Source organism: Pseudoalteromonas aurantia, assembly GCF_005886875.1.
GTDB classification, from domain to species: Bacteria; Pseudomonadota; Gammaproteobacteria; order Enterobacterales; family Alteromonadaceae; genus Pseudoalteromonas; species Pseudoalteromonas aurantia_A.
Genome location: NZ_PNBY01000008.1, coordinates 18,910 through 39,968, shown reverse-complemented (window position 1 = coordinate 39,968; position 21,059 = coordinate 18,910). Strand labels below are relative to the sequence as shown.

The window sequence follows — 21,059 nt, the reverse complement described above, 5'->3', positions numbered from 1 at the left end:
TTATTAAGCTCCAATTGCTGTGCGAAGTAACGCCATTTGGTCAACACCGTTTACGATGCGAACATCATTGCCTAAGTCGATGTCGTAAATGACGTCTGCGCCAATTTCTAATTTATATTTTTGTACTGCATACTGCATAGTCAGCTTGGCTTCTTCGCCATCTTTCCAGTTGCCCATATCCATTTCTTTGAAGAAACCAGACAGTGTAACTTTTACCGGTACTGGCGCTTCGCCCTGTGCTTGAATTGCACCACGTGCAACAAGTGGCTTAGTAATATCAGCCCAGCCACCCATCAGTTTTAATAGGTCTGCGTTGTACTCAAGTAATGTGATTGTGCCTTCCATTTTCTCAAGCTGGCCCACATCAAGTTCGATTGGCGCTTGAAAACCAGACGTCACTTCACGTGTTTTAACCGTTACTTTTGGCAGCGTGATTTCATCTGCGATACCAAGGTAGCCCTTACCATCAACAAATAATTTAAACTTTTTTAGAATTTTAGGAGATGTTGCCATTATACGATTTCCTCTAGGTAGTTGTTAGTAAGGATGCTTTTGAATGTAATGTGCTCAGCGGGTGTTGGTGGCGTGAAATCAAAGCTGAAATACACTTTACCGGCTTGAATATTGATTGGTGTGTTTAGCTCTTCATCAGCCCAAATTTCACCACCCAAAATTGCACCTTGTGCTTTAAGGCTATCAAGGTAACCTTGCACACTTTGTACAACATCATCGATGTATGTTTTAGTGATGTTACGGTCAACGGCCCACATGTGAGCGCGTAGTAGTGAATCGTTGATCATGTCAGCTGTACGAACAACTGATAAGAACGCCCATTTAGGGTCGTCAGAACACGTACGGTTACCCCAAAGCTTAAAGCCGTTTTGACGAATAATTGTTGCTACTTCGTTTTCGTTCAGTAAGTTAGCACGGGCATTTGCATCACCAAGTTGGAAATCGATTGGGCGAGCTGTCGCCACAATACCATTCATATTGGTGTTACTTGGGCTCCACCAGAAACCACGGTCGTTATCTGATTTTGCAATCATGCCTGCAACACGTGCACTGGCTGGTTCTACAACTGATTTACCATCGCGGAACACTTTAACTGCTGGGTCAACCACAAAAACTCGGCGTGAACCAAAGTCTTTACGGTATGCTTTTGCTGCGTCGTCATCAGAGTTTGGCCCATCAGCAATGATAACGGCACGTAAACGCTCAGCAATACCAACTAAATCGGTAACAACTGGGTTTTTCTCTGTGCCATCTTTTTGATGTGTATACCCAGGTGCAACCAAAATGCGCGGTGCAACACCCACAACAGATTCAGCACCAAGGAATGCCTGCATACCTTCAAATGAACCGTCAGCAGCAACGCCACCAATGATATTTTGAGTAACAGCAGCTTCAGTACCATCAGCAACACGTACAACAATAATTACGGCACCTGCTTGGTCGAAAATACCGTCAACACCTGGTACTAGCGTACCTTTACGGTCATACTCAACATCATCAACTGCTTTTTCAACTTTATCTGTTAATGCTTTAAGCTCATCAGCCGTCGGCTCAACATTGCCATTCGCTTTTTTAAAGTCAGAAACTTCAGTAGCGAGTGCCGCATCACGTAAAGTCTGTAAACGCGTTTTAAAATCCGCATTTTCAGGGTTAACTAACTTTGCGGCTTCAGCGCGCTTACCAGCAATCAATACTGGCGTATTTAAAGGAAACGCGTCTTCATCTGCAAAAGGCGCTGTACCTATCAAGCCAATTACTGAGCTTTTTACTGTTTTAATTGGACGAGTGCCTGATTGCGCCTCGATTACCTCTACACCATGTAGAAATTTTGACATATGAATCTCCTTTAAGGGTATGTCAGTTAGAAACAAAAAAGCCACGCTGAACGTGGCTTTTTAAAGTTAAAAGTTAGGATTTACTTACCAAAATAGGGTCGTAATCTCCTGGTTTAAATTTGAATACCTTCGATGAGCACCGGCTCACCATTGATTAAATATAAGCCGCTAATATCGATTGAGAGCTTACCCGAACTGGTCGGTTGTACCGCGACTGACTCAAGTTCAAAACGCGGCTCCCATTTTTCCAGTGCATTCGATATCACCAAGGTAATATCACCCACCATGCTGGTTGAATATGGGCTATCGAGTAAATCAAATAAGCCACAGCCGTAATCTCTGCGCATCACACGGCTACCAATCGGTGTGGTAACAATGTCTTGAATACTCTGCTTTAAATGCTCAACCCCAGAAAGGGGCTTACCTGTTTTTGCGTTCATGCCAAGCATATGATTGCCTTTTATGTCTGACCGTAGGTCTATATAAAACGAACGTAAGTTAAAAATTACCCACCTACAGTGAACCCACCTTCACCTTGCGCCAATTGCCCATCACAGTTGGTTGGGTCGCCAATACGAGCAACCGCTTTACCTTCAATGGTAAAGCTGCCTGCGCCCGCAGATATCGCCTTGCCTTCATGCTTTACACTTGGGTCTGTCGACAATACATGCGTACTAATGGGGTCACCTTCTCTGAGCGCTGGCTTACCCGCCACGGTAAAGCTGCCCTGTGTTGCACTGGCTTTACCCGGTAAAAACAGCGCGTGAACATTGGTCATCGCACCATCTAATGAGATTGCTGGCATACTTACTCCTGTGCACTGATATTTGCACCATTGAGCTTTAATGTGTCAGCCGCTTTAATCCCGATCCCGGCACTTGCGTCCACCTTCACATCTCCCCCAGTTGCACTAATGTCGACTGTTTTACCAGATAACTTAAGCGCTTCAGTGGCTGAAACCGTGATGTTTTGTGTTGCATTAACCGTGGCATTAGCGGAGGTAATTACGGTGATATCTTTTTCAGTGGTTATATTAAGAGTTCCGGCAGATACAACATCGACAGTTGCCTCTTCACCTTTTATATCAATATAGTAGCGATGCTTTTCGCGGTCGTATTCAACCATTGAGCCGTCTTGATACACCGTGCGCTGCACGTGTTGACGGCTCTCTTTTGCTACATCACTGGCCACTTTTTCAAGGTTGTGGTCTTGTTGATATAAACTCCCTAACACCACCCCTTGGGCTAAGTCACCGCACGGGGCCAATACCACCACTTGCTCCCCCACTTCAGGGGCTTGCCAAGTTAAGTCGTTAAACGCTTGCGCTGTAAGCCAAGGCAACCAAGAGGTTAACCAATCACCAATGGTGACTCTAACTAGCGCTTTTTCGTAATCCACCTCATTCACTGTGCCTAACGAAATTAACTTAGCGAGCCGATGCTGCATGTCGGCTTGGGCTAAATTGGTTTGTAATGGGTTGGCTATCATAATTAAGCACTCCCATTGCCTGATGGCGTCTCAACCGCTGCTGGGGTTTTGGCAATAAGCCAATGTTCGCCCCCTTCAGGGCCTAAATACACTTCACTGATAGGCGGTAAATCACAGACTTCAAGAATCTCAACTTGGTAATAAAACTGCCAAGTTAACGTCGCTTTACCAATCACACTGCTCGGCTGTTTAGTAAACGCAAAGTCGATATTGTACGGAATAAAAAACTGCCAAGGAGTGGCCATATCGTCCGCCTGCATCAGCGCTTCACATCGCTCAATCACCCCATCTAAACGCGTCAGCAGTGCATCACTGTCGGTGTGCTCTACTTCTAAGTCCAGTTGCAATGTTAATACCCGTCTATCGAGCGGGTTAGGGCTCAAATTCTTATTTGACGTTGGCCCGTAAGTGACGCCAGCGTCGGCGCCTTTTGCTTGCAACTCACTGGCTTGACGCTCAGCTAAGACTTGCACACATACTTGCGCGACTTGCGTTAAATCTGGATACGGCATGCTCGGCTTTAACAGCCCTACCTGAGCGATACCGTCAAGTCCAGACGTGAGGCACTCAAGTACCTTTCGTACTAGGGTACTACGTTGATTCATAGTGATTCTCTGATTAAAAGCTCAGCCAGAATGGCTGGAAATTTAGGGCGGACGATACGACCGAAGGGGTTACATTACCGGCTTTACTGGCCAAACAACATCATCAGGATTTGTATATGTTTGAGGAATATCACGCAGTGCTTGACGGTAGCTTTTAAATTCCTCAGTTAAAACCTCACCTGTTTCTTGGCTTTTTGTAACATACCAATCTGTCGCTTTTAAATTGGCATCTCGTATCGCCTTAACTGTCGACCATTTACCAAACTCTAAGATATCTTCAATAGGCATTTGTGATTCTAATGAACTTAAATCTTTTTCCATGATTATTGCTCCCATGTCGGTTTTTCTTGCGTTATATAATTTACAACAGGCTGACCTGAGTTCGATGTATATTTTGTGTCAACTGAAATAGCGCGAGTTGAACCACAGTGCGGGCGTGTATCAACTTTTAATGACACTCTCGCAAAGCCTTGGTTGTACCCTTGTCCAATCGAGCGATATGAAACAGGTAAAACCGTCCCTTCCATAGCATTCGTGAGCGGAATTTCTTTTTCTAGATTATTTGGCTCTGAAATAAACACGCTTAAGCTGCTGTCGTTCGCTATTTTTTTAACTTCTAGCTGACACGCAACGGAGTCTTGATAAGAAGTCCCTGTAAATATTAAATGATCTGTATATCCCTCTGATGCAAACATACCTCGGTGGCACATCATAAATTCAATTTTGAAGTAGTCTCCATAATCGCCATAAGTCAGGTGGTTCGCTCCTGACTTAAACTCCAACATATTTATGTAATATGGAGGTTGAGGGGTTGAACAACGCGGATAAGCAGAATCAGGCCCATCAGTTTCGCGAGTGTACCCTCCAGCGCTAAGTATTCGCTCAAATGAAAAGTGTTTTTCATTGCCTATTTTCGTTACATCAATGCCATTGATTGTTTCTACAATTGAATTTTTCCAATTATTAAACTCTGTTTCTGCACTTGCGATTTTTTGATCAACCTCTGCTGATTTTGCAGCAACGGTAGCATCAATACTGCCAATTTTATCTTGTACGGTTTGCGTTAGGTTGTCGGCGGCGACCACCACGTCCGTGAGCCTTTGGCTCATGGGTTTTTCTTGATTTGACATCGTATTTCCTTAACTTTAAAGACTAAGCTTGTTCAAGTGCAACTAAGCGCAGCTCTTGTTCAATTTGGCGTTGCATGGTGTTGAGTTGAACCAAGGTCATATCAGCCAACTCTCTATCCACAATCAAGTTCAGATTATCAACGCCGACCTTTACCTCAACACTCTCTGATGGTAGCTGCGCCAACGATAAGGTTAGCCACTGGAGTACTTTTACATCGGGTGTACGGTACCCTAACGTGGTGTTTGGTTTTGAGTACACCCCCAATAAAATCAGCTCAGGCTCACCTTCACCACTGTAGTTTGGTGATTCAATGAATACTCCAATCTCGCGAATAGGGTATTCAATGGGTGCATCAAACTTACCTGCTATTTTTAAGCTGCTGCCTTCGCCATCGGAATAATCAGTGTCGGCAATGGCGACCCGTTCTTTTTCGCCTTTAAGCGCTGTTTGAGTTTTATCTGGTGTGTAGTCACTGTCACCAAATGCCATATGGCTGATTTTGCCTTTAAAACCGCGCTGTGTGGCGGTCATTAACGCGTCTAAACCAGCTTGAGTAAATTGCAAGGTTAATGCAGACATTTACGTCGCTCCTTGTAGAGTAAAATAAGTAAGTTGAAGTTGAGATAATGCAGCTGACACCACCGTAGTAGCAACACATGACTCAGGCCATACACCTTTCCAGCTCGCTTGCGCCTCCATTGCTGTAATATTCACTTGGCCATAACCACATAAGTTTAAGCCTGTGGCCATTGCATTTGGCACCACCCCCGTCATATCAAGGCTATGTTCTAACGCGCCAATCCCTTTTTGACCTGCTAGTACAGCGCCAAGCGTTGCCTCAGTGTCATCCGGTGTCACACCGTTAAAGTCGCCTTGTTGTTGCAAAGACCCAATACCAGGTTGAGCATTAAGCGACGCGGCTAAATCAATATACCCCGCATCTGGCCTTACTCCGTTGAAGACGCCTTCCTTGGAGAGTAACCCCGTCCCTGCACTGGCATGTATTCCCATACCAAATTGTTCTTTTAACGAAATACCCAACTGCACTTCAACATGAATAGAAGCGCGTTTAACGGTATCAATAATGCGTTTTACTTGCGCAAGCATCGCTTTGGTCAGTAACCCTTCCTCGTTGCTATCAAGGTTTTCGTTCACCATCGCGTTAACCACGATGGTACCGGGCTGCGCATCGACTTGATGCCACCATTCATGAATGTCGGTTTCAATGTTTAAGCTATCTAACGCTTTTTTTAAGGCAAACGGGGTGGCTTTAAATTGATGGACGACAAACGCATCATCAATCATTTGCCGTTTAGTGTGCTCAGACCACGCATCATTCCAATCATCTACCGACAACGCCCAAGCAAGCCAAGGTAATAGCTCTGCGGGGCAATCCTGTGGATGCCAAATGTGTTTTAATAACTGTGATTTATCAGGGTATGTTAATAACTCAGCCAGTGAGCGCACCAACAGTGACGCATTGTGTGGCAGCAAGTCGGGTAACGCTTTAAAGTCACTCATTCATCGCCTCTGCGCACCGATGCATTAATCACCATACCTGTGCAGTGTGCGACTGAGTCGGCAGGTACCTGTATGTCAGTACTTGGGCTTACTACTTGGCCTTTTTCAACACCCGGTTGATTAATGGCACTAAAGAGCCCCATCTGGCTAATGTCTCGCCCTAGTAATGTTTGCTGTGCACTATATTCGTCAAGCGCGGCTTTAACGGTCGCTTCAACACTTGATGCCGAAGGCCCGGGAGCAATCACCAAGTTAACCTCAATATGATACGGCACAACATTTGGGGTGAAAATCGACACTTTATCGCCCAATGGCCTCACTTTTGACGCCTCTTCACTTGGCCCACTGCCATCAGGCAATAAACCAAAATGGTTGCGTAGTTTTTCAACTAACTCTGTAGAGGGCAAACCGTGCCCTTCATGGCTCAATACGGTGAGTTCTACAACGCAAGGTTGCGGACTATGTACATACACATCTTTCACCCGCGGGTCTGCCGATAATGCATGAAACTGATATGCCTGCTTGCTTCCTGCGGTGTTTAACCCTTCAAATACCATTTGAATACGACGCCTAAAGCGCGTATCGCTTTCTTTTTCATGAATATTTGAGCTCGCAGCTTGGCGAGATAAATTATATCGCGCCGCAATAGCGTCTAAATCATTGCCTGTCGCCGACGCTAACATATTACCTTTTATGGCATCATTCACTTTGCCGTCAAATAACAAAGCTTGATACGCCATCATTTCTAGCATGATGGCCAGTGGCTCTGATTCTAAGGTCAGCGCATCTGAAAATTCAGGGTGTTTTGCTAATAGCTTTTCTTTTAGCTCTTTAAGCTTTTGTTCATAGTCCAACACCGTGATGCTATCGGGCAATGGTACTTTTGACATATCGAGTAGATTAAACATATTCATCTTAAGCACCTTTTATTTGCATCCATAAAAAAGCCTACACAGTGTGTAGGCTCAATTGGTGGAGTTGGAATCTATGTAAAACGAGTTATTATTCATTAATAACAACGTTGTATATCTTTTCTTTGATTAACCAGCTTAGGTATATATTACCGGTTTTTACGGTTTGAAACAGGTCAATGCTGACCGTTTAAAAACAGTCAGAATGATTCGCCGTGGCAAACCATTTTGAATGTTTTTTATTGAGCTTATAACGTAATACAAACACTTAGCACCACACCCTTGTCTTCCTGACGCAGGTCAGGATCCACCTTTGTATTGACGCCCATGTGTAACTTAACACCAGCGCCCAAAACACATGGACCCTGAAACAAGTTCAGGGAGACGAAGGTTTTATACTTTAGGCTTTAGGTTTTGTGTTATACGCATTCTTTCCAAAATGCTTTTCTGAACCCTCTTCACCCCACAACAAAAAGCCGATTTAGTGCGACTTTAAAAGTCAACTAAACCGGCTTTATCTGGACAAGTTAGATGTGTTAGCAAACCTTCAAATCAGCTCACTGTGCTAGCTGCAAACCCGTTTGAGCTTGTTGTCTAGCATGGGTATATATTAGCGAATTTTACGGTGTGAAACAGGTCAATGCTGACCCTTTAAAAACAGTCAGAATGATTCGCCGTAGCAAACCATTTTGAGTGTTTTTTTATTGAGCTTATAACGTAATAAAAACACTTAGCACCACACCCTTGTCTTCCTGACGAAGGTCAGGATCCATCTTTGTATTAAAGCCCATGTGTAACTTAACACCAGCGCTCAAAAACATATGGACCCTGAATCAAGTTCAGGGAGACGATGATTTAAAGCGCATGAGCTCTGCTTAAATAATGATGACCACTTGTATCTACATTGTAATGCGCTAACACCATTGTCTTCCTGACGAAGGTCAGGATCCATTTTTGTATTAACGCCCGAGTGTAACTTAACACCAGTGCTCAAAAACACATGGACCCTGAATCAAGTTCAGGGAGACGATGATTTAAATTACCTAAGTACTTACTCAAATGATGACCACTACATTGTAATGCGCCTATATTATTGTCTTCCTGACGCAGGTCAGGATCCATCTTTGTATTAACACCCGAGTGTAACTTAACACCAGTGCTCAAAAACACATGGACCCTGAATCAAGTTCAGGGAGACGATGGATTAAATTACCTAAGTACTTACTCAAATGATGACTTCTTATAATACTTCGCACCATACCCTTGTCTTCCTGACGCAGGTCAGGATCCATTTTTGTATTAACGACCATGTGTAACTTAACACTAGCGCTAAAAAACATGGACCCTGAATCAAGTTCAGGGAGACGAAGGTTTTATACTTTAGGCTTTGGGCTTTGTTTTATACACACTCTTACAAAAAATGCTTTTCTGAACCCTCTTCACCCCACAACAAAAAGCCGATTTAGTTACACTTAAAAAGTCAACTAAACCGGCTTTCAATAGTACAAGTTGGGATTGTGTCAGCAAACCTTCAAATCAGCTCACTGTGCTAGCGGCAAACCCTGTTGGGCCTGTTGTCTAGCATGGGTGTATATTAGCGAATTTTACGGTTTGAAACAGGTCAATGCTGACCGTTAGGCTGCATTTGCAGTTTGACGTACAACGTAAAAAGTCAGTAAGTCAGCACTAAAGCGCGGCTGTGCGAACTCTTCGTTCAGTAACTCCGTGCTCACCGTATATTTGCCTGATGTTGGAAAGTTAAAAACAGCAGTAAACTCACCATCCACTACGGCAATCGGGAAGTAAAGACGACGGCCATCATCCCGCAATACCGGTAACAAGAAGGTTTCATCTGAAATGGCTAAAGACCCAGTCAAAGTCACATCTGTATTTTCAGCGGTTGTTATTTTGATCTCTTGACCTTTTACAAAGTGTGACGGTGTTCGAATAGCACCTACCACGCTTTTCAGCTCAACGTTTGTTAATTCTGTTTCAGTAACTAAGTCCTGCTCGACTGAATTCGCTTCATACTGTGAATACCACTGCTGCGCTTGTTCACTATCAACCCAACGCTCACCAGTTTCAGGGTGCGTCAACAAATACGTCCCGTTTAACTTTATTGCTTGTTTTTCATTACACCAAATAAACATATTCATTCCTTAATCAAAGTAGACGCGACAAAGTGTTTTTCCAGAATCAGAACTATTGCTGCTGTTATAAAATCGAAAATATTGATAGACAATGAGCGCCCTGTGAATAGGGGAAAAAGCAATTAACTGAGGAGCACGATGCGAGTGATAATGCTCACTATTATGATAATGGTTATTACCCGGCACGACCGATTCCAAGCTTGCCTTGATTGGCTTATGAATATTTGGCAGTAATACTTTACCTTTAAAGCTCCGAGTAAACTGATACGAATTTGAAGTATGCACTAACTCCTCTTGACTATAACGCGTAATTTTTTGGTTCCCAACAACAGGTATATCAATAAAAGATCCATTTTTAATTGCTAACTCAGTTTTAAAACTTGGTCTGGTAATATCTAAATATGAAAGCCCTGATGAGTAACCAGAACGACTGTCTATGTCAATATGGCTCGAGTATGGGATTAAAACCTTTTCATGTAGAGGCAGTAATGCTTGACTTGCAGCCCAAGCATCAAACTCACTCTCGCTATTAAATACTTGGTCACGTTTTTGTACCCATACCTGACCATCAAATTCATTTAAAATTTTGGCATCAACGGTATATAGGCATTTGGTGACTTTATCTTGATATATTTTAAAGTACTCAGTGTCTTGAGTCGCTTCAGTTGTAAAACTACCGCTTTTATATACCGTCAATTGCTTTGATGCCGTAATATAGGTAAATAACGTCGTTTCTTGCGACGGTAATACACACAACCCTAATTTATCTTGTCCATTAGAGGTTAATAACTGCGTTGCTCTCGATGATTGCGATACCTCACCTTGCGCATTCAATGTCATGAGCGTCGCTTTATTGGTAGCGCTGGTTTTATTGCCCCCATCAAAATAAACACAAAATGTATTTGCATCATAATTCACTAAACTAATGGTGTTATATGCACCAAATGTTTGGCCACCGCTTTGTAATAAAGAAGTCGTATTGTCGTAAAAGTCTAATTTAAACTCGGGCTCTGCTAATCGATATGTCGGGTCTACTAATTTTGCGGGTAAATCACTGATTGCTTCTGCGACTTTTGAGACAAGTGCATCTGACATGGTATTAAACGTTGTTTCTAACGTAGGGAGTAAGGCTAAATTAGTGACTTGTGCCGCTAACTGTGTTTTTAATTCTTGTACCACTGTACTCGCGTTCGTTAGCTCACCGGTAGCAACATCTAAGTGTTCTTCTGCCACCGCAATAATGGCTTTTTCTAATCGGTCGTTGTCTGCTAACTTGGTTATTGCATTACTGACGAGCGCTTGGTCTTCTGCTGATAACGGTGTACTGCCTTTCATATCAGTCACCAGTTTATCAACCATGGCCTGTACGGCATTTTGTATTGTTGCCATAATATCCTCTTATAGTGGAAAAATTGATTCGCCCAACAATTGGTTGAGCTTGTGTTTACGTGCTTGTTTTGTGGATGCTTCAACCTGGGCTTCGTGCTTGTCTTCAAGAGTGGTTAGCTTCTCGTCGAGGGTTTCATCGTTTTCCTCTAGTGCTTTTTTAAGTGTTTCTCTGGCTTCGTTGGCACTTTTATCGGCTTGTAGTAGCGCATATACATTGCTATCAACGGCTTTTAGCGCTTCGGCGAGTCTTAACACATCTTGGTCAAGTTGATTGGTTGGGTGTGGCAGTGGGTATTGTTGATGTGGGGTTTTATTGTCTACAGTCATAGACCCTCCTTAGGTTGAAAACGCCCTCAAATTACGCACTCTTGGCCTGCTTGACGCGGTGCCAGTGAGTACCAGTTTTACACGTATACTGTCTTGCTCGATATTCGTTAACCGGCAATCTATTTGCTGCCAACTGTCTGCCAATTCTTGTACCGCATCGACCTCTAACTTAGCCCAGCTCAGACCACTCTCTGTTTGCTTTTCAACAAACACGTTCACGGTGGCATTGGTCGGTAAATTCGCTTCAAAGCTCACAGTAAACTGCCCGCCTCGACGGCAATTAATCGCTCGGGAAATATAATCGGCTGAGGGGGTAACAACGCCTTTGGCGCATTGGCTATCGGCAAACAATATGGGGCTCAATGTTTGGCTACCGCGCAAATGGGCTTTAACGCTTAATTGCCCCGTAAAGGCCGCGGGTAATTGTGCTGGCTGCCATTCTTGCAAGGTTTGTGTGCTAAACGCACTGTCATTACTGCTAATGGTAAATTCAACATCGGTATTGGCACTGGGCCGCTGCACAACAGCCAACGCCATTACATCGGTAATTTGCTCAGCGCTCACGCTCCCCAAATCTAGGGTTTGCGTTGTGTTAGTAAACTTGGCGGCTTTTAACCTAAAGGTTAAATCGCGCGTTTGATGCGGCGTCCAAGTACTGGCATTACTCGACGACAGTAATACCCCTACCTGATAAGGCTGACTGGTCACCCAGCCTGTTTGCGCGTCGAATTGGCCCAGCTCTGAGATGGCCACTTCGTGCTCAGCTCCATCGGTTAATACCACAATGGCGTATTCTTGACCGGCTAATAAGTACACTGGCGTAAAACTAAAGCGCGTAAATTGCTCACCTAAGTGAATGTCAGCACTGTCTACGCTGGTTTGCGCAAGCACATTTTGCGTTGGCACACCTTGCACCACCTCGCGAATTTGTACTTGTACCGCCTCTGGGCCCTTGGCTTTAAACCATAAGTCCACCGCCGCAATAAAGCGGTTTTGCTCAAGGGTAAAAGTTTGTGCGAGTGGGTCGTAACGCTGAGTAATTAAGGTATTTACTTGGCGCATGGTCTCAACACGAATGGTGCCACTGCCGGTATAAACCGCACTGCCGTTTGATTTACCCGCGCCTGTAAACTCTACCCGCTTTCTACCTGCCGGAATGTTACTTGGAATGGTAAAACGCCCTGTAACTTCTCCTTGCTGATTGGCTTTTATCATGATGTTGCCTCCGCAGTCACCGTAACGCCATCAAATGTGACTGACTCTAATTTTTCATTTGGGCCAAAGCCTTTGAGAGTAAATGCCACCGAGCGAGGGCGTAAAAACTCAACTTGCTGAACTTGCGTGCCCACCCGTTCAACGGTCACACGGCTGGTAATACGTTGAATGCGCCCGCCTCCTTGGGTAAAGCGACGCGTAATTGGGCTCGACCACACTTGTTGTGTTTGGGTCCAATGATCAACACTTGGGGTAAGTGTTACCCTTGCTGGTACTGGTTCAAACGCTTGATACGGGTTCACTTTCATACTGCCCGTTTGGCTGGTTTGTACTAAGATATCTTCAAGTTCATAAGGTAATAACGTGGCCTCACTGGTTTGATTAAGTACATCAACCTCCACATCAATAGGTAACAGCAGCTCACCATCAATGATCGCTGCGCTTTGTGCACGCCCGGCATCTCGTAAGTCGTCATCTAAGAACGGGTCTACAAACACGCCGTATTTACTGGTGGCATCTTGAATGTTGGTGTCGTTGCGTAAACGCTCAATTGCCAGCAAATGGTATAAATCGCTGATCTGTGATTGCATATAATGCATATCGGCCATATTTACCGCTTGAATTGCGGCAAGCTCAATACGCGGTACGGTATTTCCCCATCTTTGGTGTACAAATGCCAAAGGCAAATGCTGCTCTGGCACTTGTGGTTTAACGGGGTTGCGTATGGCTGAAGCACCTTGAATACATGTCACTTCACCGCGTGCGTTGATCACAATTAAGTCTATACGAGGCATGAAGTAGGTATAATCTACCCGTATTTCTGTAGCGGGGATCACTTGGCCGCCATCTGGCAACTGTTGCGTTACCGTGTAGTGCGTTTCGCTGTTTACCAATGCCGAATGAGGTATATCAACATTGTACTCGTATTCTATAAAATACGTGCTGCCAACAACGGGCTCTTCGCCCCCTAATTGCCATGAAATATCATTGCCCGTAAAGGTAAAACTAATGCCTTGACTATATACTGTGTCGCCTTGAGTGACCGTCACTATGCGTTTTACACTTAGATCGGGTAATAGGTCTTTACCACCTTGCTCACTTCCCCGCGTCATCTGCACGGTTTTTTTCGCAGTAACAACAACCTGTTCAACGCGCTTAACAGGGAAAAAGTCGAACGCAATGTCCATTTTTCCTTGTTCGTTGGGCACAAAGTTGGTTGGCTCATTCGATATTTCACGCTCTTGTGGCACAATATCAAACGCAGCCGACACTGCCGTATCAAACGCTACTTCATAACCATTAATGTGCGCTTTCCCCTCTTGCACACTAAAGTACTGCTTGGCAACCTCACCAACAGAGTGTGTGTTTAAGTAGCGCAATGCCAACCCTTCAATCACATAACTGCCGCCGTTCGACTCTCGATCGTAACGGGCCAATGCCAAGGTCACTGGATCTTGCTTAGACGTACCACTATTTTGTAATACATGACCATCATCGATGTGATAGACCGCATAAAACTCACTTTGTTCGGCGTCATTAAGATCACTGGGCGTATCACTTTTGCCCCAATGCCCCGTCACTTTTAATCGTGCTGCACCCGGCTCATTAAAGTTTTGGGCAATAACGGGCGAGTCTTTACCTGCTGGGTCTAGCATGTCAGGGTCGGTAAGTTCAGTAACCACCGTGTGCGTTAACCACACCCCCACGCTCACTTTACCGCTGAGCGATATAGGCAACTGCGCCGCCGCAATAGTCTGTACCGCGCCATTTAAATAAACTTGTGCATCGCCTAACTGCACCCTTTTTTTGCTGGCATCGACCGCTATGGCACCACCCGATACCACACTGCCATTTTTTAGCAGTACATCACCCAGCCCTTTTACTTGCTGGCTAACCTGTAACTGTAAGTCGTTTAGCTCACGGCTTTGTAGCCCTTTTCCGGCCCTAAACAACAATTGCTGATATTGCTTATCTTTGTCATAGCTTTGGTAATATTCGTCACCTAAGGCGTTGTTTATATACTCTGTCATAGCCGAACCTTAAAAACTGAGAACAAATTCAAAGGTTTCTCGTACCCCTTGGTCGCGATACATCGCAGGGCGATGCTCAAGTAACATCAATACACCTGGATCAGCAATGCCGCTGGGGGCATGATAAAACCGACCCGCAGGTTCACTGCTATGCGGTTGCGTGCCCACCATTAGCCCAAGTTCACGAATGGTCTGTTCAAGGCCGTCGGTAAAATCATAATTAAACTCACAATAAATGTGCGGTGTGGCTTGCGTACTGGCTTTGAATGTTCCTTCTGGCACGTGTATTTCACCGCTGGTGTCTGGCTCGCAGTATAAAACCCGGCGCGCTTTACGATACCCCAAGGCCTGCGTTAACTGGGTGCTGCCGCTTTGTTCGGTCACAGGGGTCGTATCCCATTGTGGCTGACCACTGCCCCATGCTAAATATATACTTTGTGCTTTAACGGCTTTAGCCAATTCGATTCGGCCCACTCGCGTTAATATGGCCACTATGACCTCCTATTATTTTCATCAATTTGTATTGGGGCTGACAGGGGTTTTACCCATTTATTACAATGCGTAAAACAACTTGTCCAGCTCCTAAAACCCAAAAAGCCCCGCCAGATATGGCGAGGCTTTTAACTGTGTTAGTCACATCATGTGGTTGCTTTATTACCTACAGCTCTCATCGCTAACATACTTATACCTGAAATATTGATGCCTAAAGTACTGATGACCCAAATACAGATAACTAACACACAACAAGCTAGATTGCAGGCACCCACAGCGCCGATTGCTGCTCACCCGCTTGTTTACAAGCCTCGAACAACTGCTTTTTACTCACTTGCACCACCTCATTATTGGCCAACACCCACATGGTGGTTTGCGTCTCATTCATCAGTAATAACGCCCGTGCCATGCGTTGCTGGCTTAGCTCGTCGGCATCAAATTCCATGCCTTCTACAATAACTGTTTGCTGCGCCATTTTACGTGCTCGACTGGCTTTAAATCGTGTGCGCTGAACTTGCGCAATATATTCTGCACTGTGTGCCTCAGTTGCAGGGTAAATACGTAAAATATGTGCCGCATCGTCATACTCTTTACGCTGCGCCTGTGTTTGTGTTGTTAGTTCTAAATCAACCTCAACATACTCAGTGCGATAACAACTACGGCGCAGTGCCATGTCGATTTTTGGCTGCCGTGGCAGCTCAGGCACGTCGACCAAAGCAGTTTCTGCCTCCTCATTTACAGCCGGGTTTTCCGCCGAGTTTTCAGCCCTATTCTCAGCCGCTGTTACCGTCGCATTATGTGCAAGTGCTTCATCCCGCTTGGCTTGCGCTATAACAACTTCCAGCTCCCATTGCTGGTATGCTTCAACATGCTGAGCTTGTTCAAATGCAATCGCTTGCGCTAGTGCTGCGTCAATCTCTGATTGCGGATGGCGCAATGCCATTTTAGTTAGCACCTCTTCATAACTGATTGGTGTGATCTGTGCTTCATCCGAAGTCAATTCGCTTTCATCGCCTTGTTGCTCAGAGGTTGGTTGCGTCGCATCTTGTGTTTCTGGCGTCTCTACAGTGTGAGATGGTGCTGGGGTGTCCGTCGCGGCTGTTCCTGTACTGTCTGATTCCGTATTTTCTGATTGTGCATTTTCTGGCTGTGTATCTTGCGTTTGTTCCGGCGTCAAAGCGCCCGTATCGGCTACATTCGCCGAATTTTGATCATTCTGTTCCATGATTTTCCTTATGGCACTAACGCCCATAGCTGTGCGCCAGTGCCCCTATTAAAAAGAGATAACTGCAAAGTGAGTGACTTAACAGGTGATAAATTACTGAGTCATGCCTAAAAAGGTCATAACTAAAAAGGTAAGAGATTTAAAAGTTGATAAGTAAAAGTGATAACTCTAAAAATGCATTACCCGTGGTGCGCAATGCCAATCGGTATTTGCGTATGGTGGCAAAATACCTTCACCGTGTTGCCGTTTAGGTCAGTTTTAACATCTTCACCGTTGACGATAGGAATGGTTTGGTCGTCGCCCCAACCAGCCACATAATGCGGTATAAAATAGATATTGGGGTCTGACACTGAACCTCCTGCACCTATATTTCCATCACTATTTTTTGACCACGTAATATCGTCAAACGCTGCGCTTGTGTTGGTATTACAATACCAAACACCACCAGCTAATGGAGAGTTAACATCTGAAGCGACTCGGTAAATCGTGCCTTTCGTCGCTTTTATTTCTGAGTTATTTAAGGTGATTTGCACAATCGTCGGCGTATCGTATTTCAACTCAGCACCATGAAATTGCAGGTATAATAGGCCACCTTTTTCAGTGACGGTTGGTAAAGCTTTGACAGCTGGAGAATCGTTAACCGGCTTACGTAGCGTAATTGGATTGTGTGTCACCTTGTTCGAATGCCAAAGCTTACTGTATGAAGTCAACGGCGCATTCGTGACACTATTACTTCGCAGTTGATTTCCATCTTGATTATCTTTGCCTATTTTCCCAATTAAGCTTGGCGTCAATCGGTTACTTTGGCTTACAAAGTTATCCGCGCTCGTGTGAACCTTGCCAACATCGCCAAGTACGACAGAATTAGTTGAAGGTTCTGTGAAGTTTGATGAGGTTTCGTATACTAATAGAGATACAATTCGAGAGCTTGTCCCTATACTAACGTTATTCGTTACTGAGCTGAAACTCCATCCTGCCGCTGTGTCATCAGGATCCCATGTACTTCCATCATTCGTGGTCCAAAGTATCTTTTGGAATCTACTACCATTAAGTTTCCTATTTAAATTCCATGTTTGGACTGACCCAGGGAACTGAGGTATCCACTGCCCAACAACCCCATCAGGGAACGTGACTGCAATCCGTTCAGGGTCTCCGATTATGTCTACCCAAGGGAGTGAGTCGAATTCAGGGGATAGGAAGTAAGAGGGTATTATGTACCAACCAGTTATATCGCTGGTCGTATAAACCCTATGAGAAAACGTCCAATCGGGTTTCAATCTACATTCAACCTTAGTCGAAGTTATATTAAAAACCACTCCAGTTAGTATCTGCCCATCATTTGCTACTACTGAAACAGAAGCACCAATATCAAAACTACTTTCTGAATAACCACTCACCCCATAAACAATAGCGAAGAAATTACTAGCAGGAAGTGCGTCATGAAAGTACAAACCCCATCCATCAGTCTGGCCGTTAGCAGAACCCAGAGTTGGTGGTGACGTAAACGGCACCTTTCCTTTACCTCGCATCTCACCAGCAACCGCCTTACGCATACTCTCTTCACGTAATTGATTCACATCAAGCTTATTGGCATTGAGGCGTAAATCTTCTACCTGTCCGGCGTAGATAGCGTCGTAAAATTTATACTGATCAGATCGGCCAGTGATAACTGAACCATTAACATGAGCCTGTTTTAATTTACCAGAAAAGTCCCTATTGGAATCTCCGTATGCCACTCCGCGGGTAAAAGGGTATACTCCAGTAGCAACATTAAAGCAGTCTGATGTTCTACTGGGTTCATTCAACTTCTCATCATACCAATGAACAGTAGCATCACCACCACTGGATATAAATGTACTACACCCCATCGGGTTATAACTGGGGTGGTAGGCACCTTGGTTCATACGTTGCACTAGGGCAATAGGCATTGCGAAACACTTATTTCTGTAGCCGAATTTACCATCAGAGTTACTTGCATTGAACGTGGAGGGATCTTTACCTCTTCGTGTATGACCACCCCAATCTCTATCTGACCATGTATAAATGCCATAGCCATCACCACCGGAATCAGTCGAAATATCTTGGGCCAATGAAGTTAACATTCCATGAGGCTTAACCATGGCTGTTACACCTGGTCCATACCTTAAATCGTCATTAATAGACTTAATATTCCCCCAATCATCCCCAAGACCCTCAACAACGCGTATTCTATAGCGTACTTGAATGTAAGCTTTGGCCTCTGGGTCATAATAAATATTGTGCGCTGGGTTCGCCAATAACTTAGTGCGATTTACTTCTGACATACTAGACCATTTAGCACCATAGCCTTTAGTATTGGCATCCCACTCGCCAAATGCGCTGTACCCTTGTGCCACCAAGTTATTTAACAATCCGATACCGTCGTAAGAGTTAGCACCGTATTGCACATTACCGAGGGGGTAAACCACATCTTTATCAGCAATTCTTTCATGCCATGATTCAAGAAATACGAGGTCTTTACGGGAAGTGATGACTTGTTCTGTTACTGGCCTAATAGAGAATGCACTATAATTTGTCGTGGTATCATGCGTGTACAATAATATCGAATGACCAGCAGCTGGTGCGATGAACCTAGCAGTATGCGTTCCTGCCGCATTTTCATTTGAAAAACTTGCTATATTCGTGCCATCGGAAGCATCTCTGATGCGAGATTGGTATGCACCACTGGTTATCGGATTGTCGCTGACTATAGAAATTTCATACGTAACACCGACAGTTAAATCTAGCCTAATGTCGATATACCCACTATCGTTACTTGTATTGTCGACCAAATGAAAAGATGTGGCCCCGTTTACATAGGAATGGCCAGTTAATCGGTCAGATACATGAAGGGCCGCATCTTTAGCTAGCATACCAAAAGCCTCAGCTGCACTTGCATGTTCGGTTACAACACCTGTCGCTGAATCGTAGGTTTTAGTGCCGTCTGGGGCGGCAGGAAACTTAATTCGGTTCATTAAGTCCAAATTACTTGAGTTAATTAGGCTTAATTTATGCGTTACACCATCAATCACACTTTCTGGATAATCGGTGTTTGACACTCCTTGAGGGCTTGTGCCTTGTGAACCCATTAGCAACTCATTAGTATACCCCGTAGACAGCGCTGATTGATACAAGCCATTATTGATCCATTTAGGGCTCCAACGACCTTCGGGTTGATAACACTTCCCCCACTCCACAAAGCCACTGCCTGCATACTGTTTTTTTCTTATGTCTCGCAAGGCATCAAACTGTGCTTTGGTCATCACATGGGGGTTGGGGTTAATTTTTTCAGCATCGGCGATGATGGTTGCCAGCGTGTCTACCTGATGGGTGTTACCGGCTAAGTCTTTAAATGCCACTTTACCGGTTTTGGTGCGCCAGTCGTCCATTATACTGTGGTTTTGCGACACCACTTCAATGGTGTCTATGCCGTCTTTTACGCCCTCTATTAATTGGTTTGCTAAGTCGGCGTGTTTTGCTGCTTCTAGTGCAACATTTGAGAGTGTTTTTTCTAAGGTCATACAAGTTCCTCGATTAAATTCCTTTTAATTCTGCGAGCTTAATGACAATGCAATGCTGCTAAAAACCGTGAATTAAAAGGTACCTATTTGCCTAAATAAACGCCTAAGTAAATACCTAAATAAATGGCTACATACTTGGCTACATACTAGGCTAATAGGTATGACTCATCGCTATGGCACTGCCTGATTAACGGTGCTTTTTTTCTGCCCGCTTTACGTTAAATAAATACGATGCGTGCCACAGCGGTGTTTTTGATCACTCAATTTGCATTAAATATGAGTGGATGTGCGTTATTACTAAAAGTGCGCTGTTTAAATACGCGCGTGGTATACCTTTAAAACCCCGCTTTGCGTAAGCGGTCTTCAATCAGCATATTGCTATGTGCTTGCTGTATGAGGTTTTTACCTTGTAATAACTGTGCATGAGTCAAATTTGCGAGTTCTTCTGCCATAAAAATATTGGCGCTGTTTACCCCTACTTCAAAATGAATATTTTGTGTGGGCAGCGCCGACACATCGAGGGTAAACATTTCTACCCACGCCGCATTGGCGGCTTTATGATTAAGTTGTTGATTTGGAATACTGTACACCGCCACTAAGGTCTGTTCAGACCAAATGCCGATTTCTTTTACATCGTACGTTAGCTCGCCATCAAATAAAGCGCTAAAACGCAATTGATTATTGTTGAGTTCTTCAGCACCACCAATGGGCACGATTTGTTGTTGTTGACGTAATGACGTTTGGGTATCACTGGGCGTATACGCTTCACTGCCCGCCGACACATGAGTGATTGGTAAGTCCAACCCCTGCTGTGACGCAGATAAAAGTTTAGCTAGCCCTTGTTTAGTCCAAACTACCGCCGAATAAGTTGCAGGTGTAGTCATGGCTTTCTCCATAAAAAAGGGGTGAATACACTGTATTTTATCGCGCCAACCACACAGCACTTTGCCCAGCGCGCAACCGCGTGCTGAGTGATATAGGTTGTTAGGGTGATTAAATACAGAATAAAGTAAGTTGATTGCTTGCAAGCGCATAGCTAACTTTGCGTTAGCCCTCAGCAAACTGGTATTTTAATAAATACAGTCACAACTAAGCCTGTGCTCACAATACCGCTACTATACCCCCATCTTTAGCAGAATAACGGGCAACTTTGCCCTCGCCATTTTACGTCTCACATGTGAGAAATTTC

20 protein-coding genes are annotated in these 21,059 nt (G+C 44.4%); all 20 read right to left on the bottom strand.

The window, feature by feature from the left end; translation table 11 throughout:
• Positions 1 to 3 precede the first annotated feature (3 nt).
• The gene (locus tag CWC18_RS01050; RefSeq protein ID WP_119859799.1) at positions 4 to 513 is read right to left on the bottom strand and encodes a phage major tail tube protein; all 510 of its coding nucleotides are present in this window, start codon (positions 511 to 513) and stop codon (positions 4 to 6) included.
• The gene (locus CWC18_RS01045; protein WP_138674518.1) at positions 513 to 1,847 is read right to left on the bottom strand and encodes a phage tail sheath subtilisin-like domain-containing protein; all 1,335 of its coding nucleotides are present in this window, start codon (positions 1,845 to 1,847) and stop codon (positions 513 to 515) included. The genes CWC18_RS01050 and CWC18_RS01045 overlap by 1 nt, the downstream gene beginning before the upstream one ends.
• Positions 1,848 to 1,960: 113 nt before the next feature.
• On the bottom strand, positions 1,961 to 2,296 hold the full coding sequence (locus tag CWC18_RS01040) for a GPW/gp25 family protein (protein WP_119859801.1): 336 nt from the start codon (positions 2,294 to 2,296) through the stop codon (positions 1,961 to 1,963).
• Between the two features lie 56 nt (positions 2,297 to 2,352).
• Positions 2,353 to 2,652, bottom strand: a complete 300-nt coding sequence (locus CWC18_RS01035) for a PAAR domain-containing protein (RefSeq protein WP_119859802.1) — start codon at positions 2,650 to 2,652, stop codon at positions 2,353 to 2,355.
• A 2-nt stretch (positions 2,653 to 2,654) separates the two neighbouring features.
• The gene (locus tag CWC18_RS01030) at positions 2,655 to 3,335 is read right to left on the bottom strand and encodes a phage baseplate assembly protein V (RefSeq protein WP_138674517.1); all 681 of its coding nucleotides are present in this window, start codon (positions 3,333 to 3,335) and stop codon (positions 2,655 to 2,657) included.
• A 2-nt stretch (positions 3,336 to 3,337) separates the two neighbouring features.
• Entirely contained in the window at positions 3,338 to 3,940 is a 603-nt protein-coding gene (locus CWC18_RS01025; RefSeq protein WP_138674516.1) for a hypothetical protein, read from the bottom strand.
• A gap of 69 nt (positions 3,941 to 4,009) precedes the next feature.
• Positions 4,010 to 4,261: a tail fiber assembly protein gene (locus CWC18_RS01020; protein WP_138674515.1), complete on the bottom strand. Its 252-nt coding sequence runs from the start codon at positions 4,259 to 4,261 to the stop codon at positions 4,010 to 4,012.
• A gap of 2 nt (positions 4,262 to 4,263) precedes the next feature.
• On the bottom strand, positions 4,264 to 5,070 hold the full coding sequence (locus CWC18_RS01015; RefSeq protein ID WP_138674514.1) for a hypothetical protein: 807 nt from the start codon (positions 5,068 to 5,070) through the stop codon (positions 4,264 to 4,266).
• Between the two features lie 22 nt (positions 5,071 to 5,092).
• Entirely contained in the window at positions 5,093 to 5,650 is a 558-nt protein-coding gene (locus tag CWC18_RS01010; protein ID WP_138591768.1) for a phage tail-collar fiber domain-containing protein, read from the bottom strand.
• Positions 5,651 to 6,592 carry a phage tail protein I gene (locus CWC18_RS01005; RefSeq protein WP_138674513.1) on the bottom strand — a complete coding sequence of 314 codons (942 nt, stop codon included), beginning with the start codon at positions 6,590 to 6,592 and terminating at the stop codon, positions 5,651 to 5,653. It abuts the gene before it with no gap.
• Entirely contained in the window at positions 6,589 to 7,506 is a 918-nt protein-coding gene (locus CWC18_RS01000; RefSeq protein WP_138674512.1) for a baseplate assembly protein, read from the bottom strand. The genes CWC18_RS01005 and CWC18_RS01000 overlap by 4 nt, the downstream gene beginning before the upstream one ends.
• A gap of 1,631 nt (positions 7,507 to 9,137) precedes the next feature.
• Positions 9,138 to 9,653, bottom strand: a complete 516-nt coding sequence (locus tag CWC18_RS00995) for a hypothetical protein (RefSeq protein ID WP_138674511.1) — start codon at positions 9,651 to 9,653, stop codon at positions 9,138 to 9,140.
• 9 nt (positions 9,654 to 9,662) lie between these two features.
• Complete coding sequence (locus CWC18_RS00990; RefSeq protein ID WP_138674510.1) at positions 9,663 to 11,042, bottom strand: hypothetical protein; 1,380 nt, start codon at positions 11,040 to 11,042, stop codon at positions 9,663 to 9,665.
• 9 nt (positions 11,043 to 11,051) lie between these two features.
• Positions 11,052 to 11,369 (bottom strand): hypothetical protein, encoded by a 318-nt coding sequence (locus CWC18_RS00985; protein ID WP_138592417.1) that lies wholly within the window; start codon positions 11,367 to 11,369, stop codon positions 11,052 to 11,054.
• A gap of 9 nt (positions 11,370 to 11,378) precedes the next feature.
• Positions 11,379 to 12,584 (bottom strand): hypothetical protein, encoded by a 1,206-nt coding sequence (locus CWC18_RS00980; protein ID WP_138592416.1) that lies wholly within the window; start codon positions 12,582 to 12,584, stop codon positions 11,379 to 11,381.
• Entirely contained in the window at positions 12,581 to 14,614 is a 2,034-nt protein-coding gene (locus CWC18_RS00975; RefSeq protein WP_138674509.1) for a DUF4815 domain-containing protein, read from the bottom strand. Before CWC18_RS00975 ends, CWC18_RS00980 begins: the two co-directional genes overlap by 4 nt.
• 9 nt (positions 14,615 to 14,623) lie before the next feature.
• A complete protein-coding gene (locus CWC18_RS00970; RefSeq protein WP_138592414.1) occupies positions 14,624 to 15,106 on the bottom strand; it encodes a hypothetical protein in 483 nt (160 codons plus the stop codon).
• 256 nt (positions 15,107 to 15,362) lie between these two features.
• Complete coding sequence (locus CWC18_RS00965) at positions 15,363 to 16,331, bottom strand: DUF4376 domain-containing protein (RefSeq protein ID WP_171041002.1); 969 nt, start codon at positions 16,329 to 16,331, stop codon at positions 15,363 to 15,365.
• A gap of 179 nt (positions 16,332 to 16,510) precedes the next feature.
• Positions 16,511 to 19,870: a hypothetical protein gene (locus CWC18_RS00960; RefSeq protein WP_138674508.1), complete on the bottom strand. Its 3,360-nt coding sequence runs from the start codon at positions 19,868 to 19,870 to the stop codon at positions 16,511 to 16,513.
• A 335-nt stretch (positions 19,871 to 20,205) separates the two neighbouring features.
• Complete coding sequence (locus tag CWC18_RS00955) at positions 20,206 to 20,754, bottom strand: phage tail-collar fiber domain-containing protein (RefSeq protein ID WP_138674507.1); 549 nt, start codon at positions 20,752 to 20,754, stop codon at positions 20,206 to 20,208.
• Positions 20,755 to 21,059 lie beyond the last annotated feature (305 nt).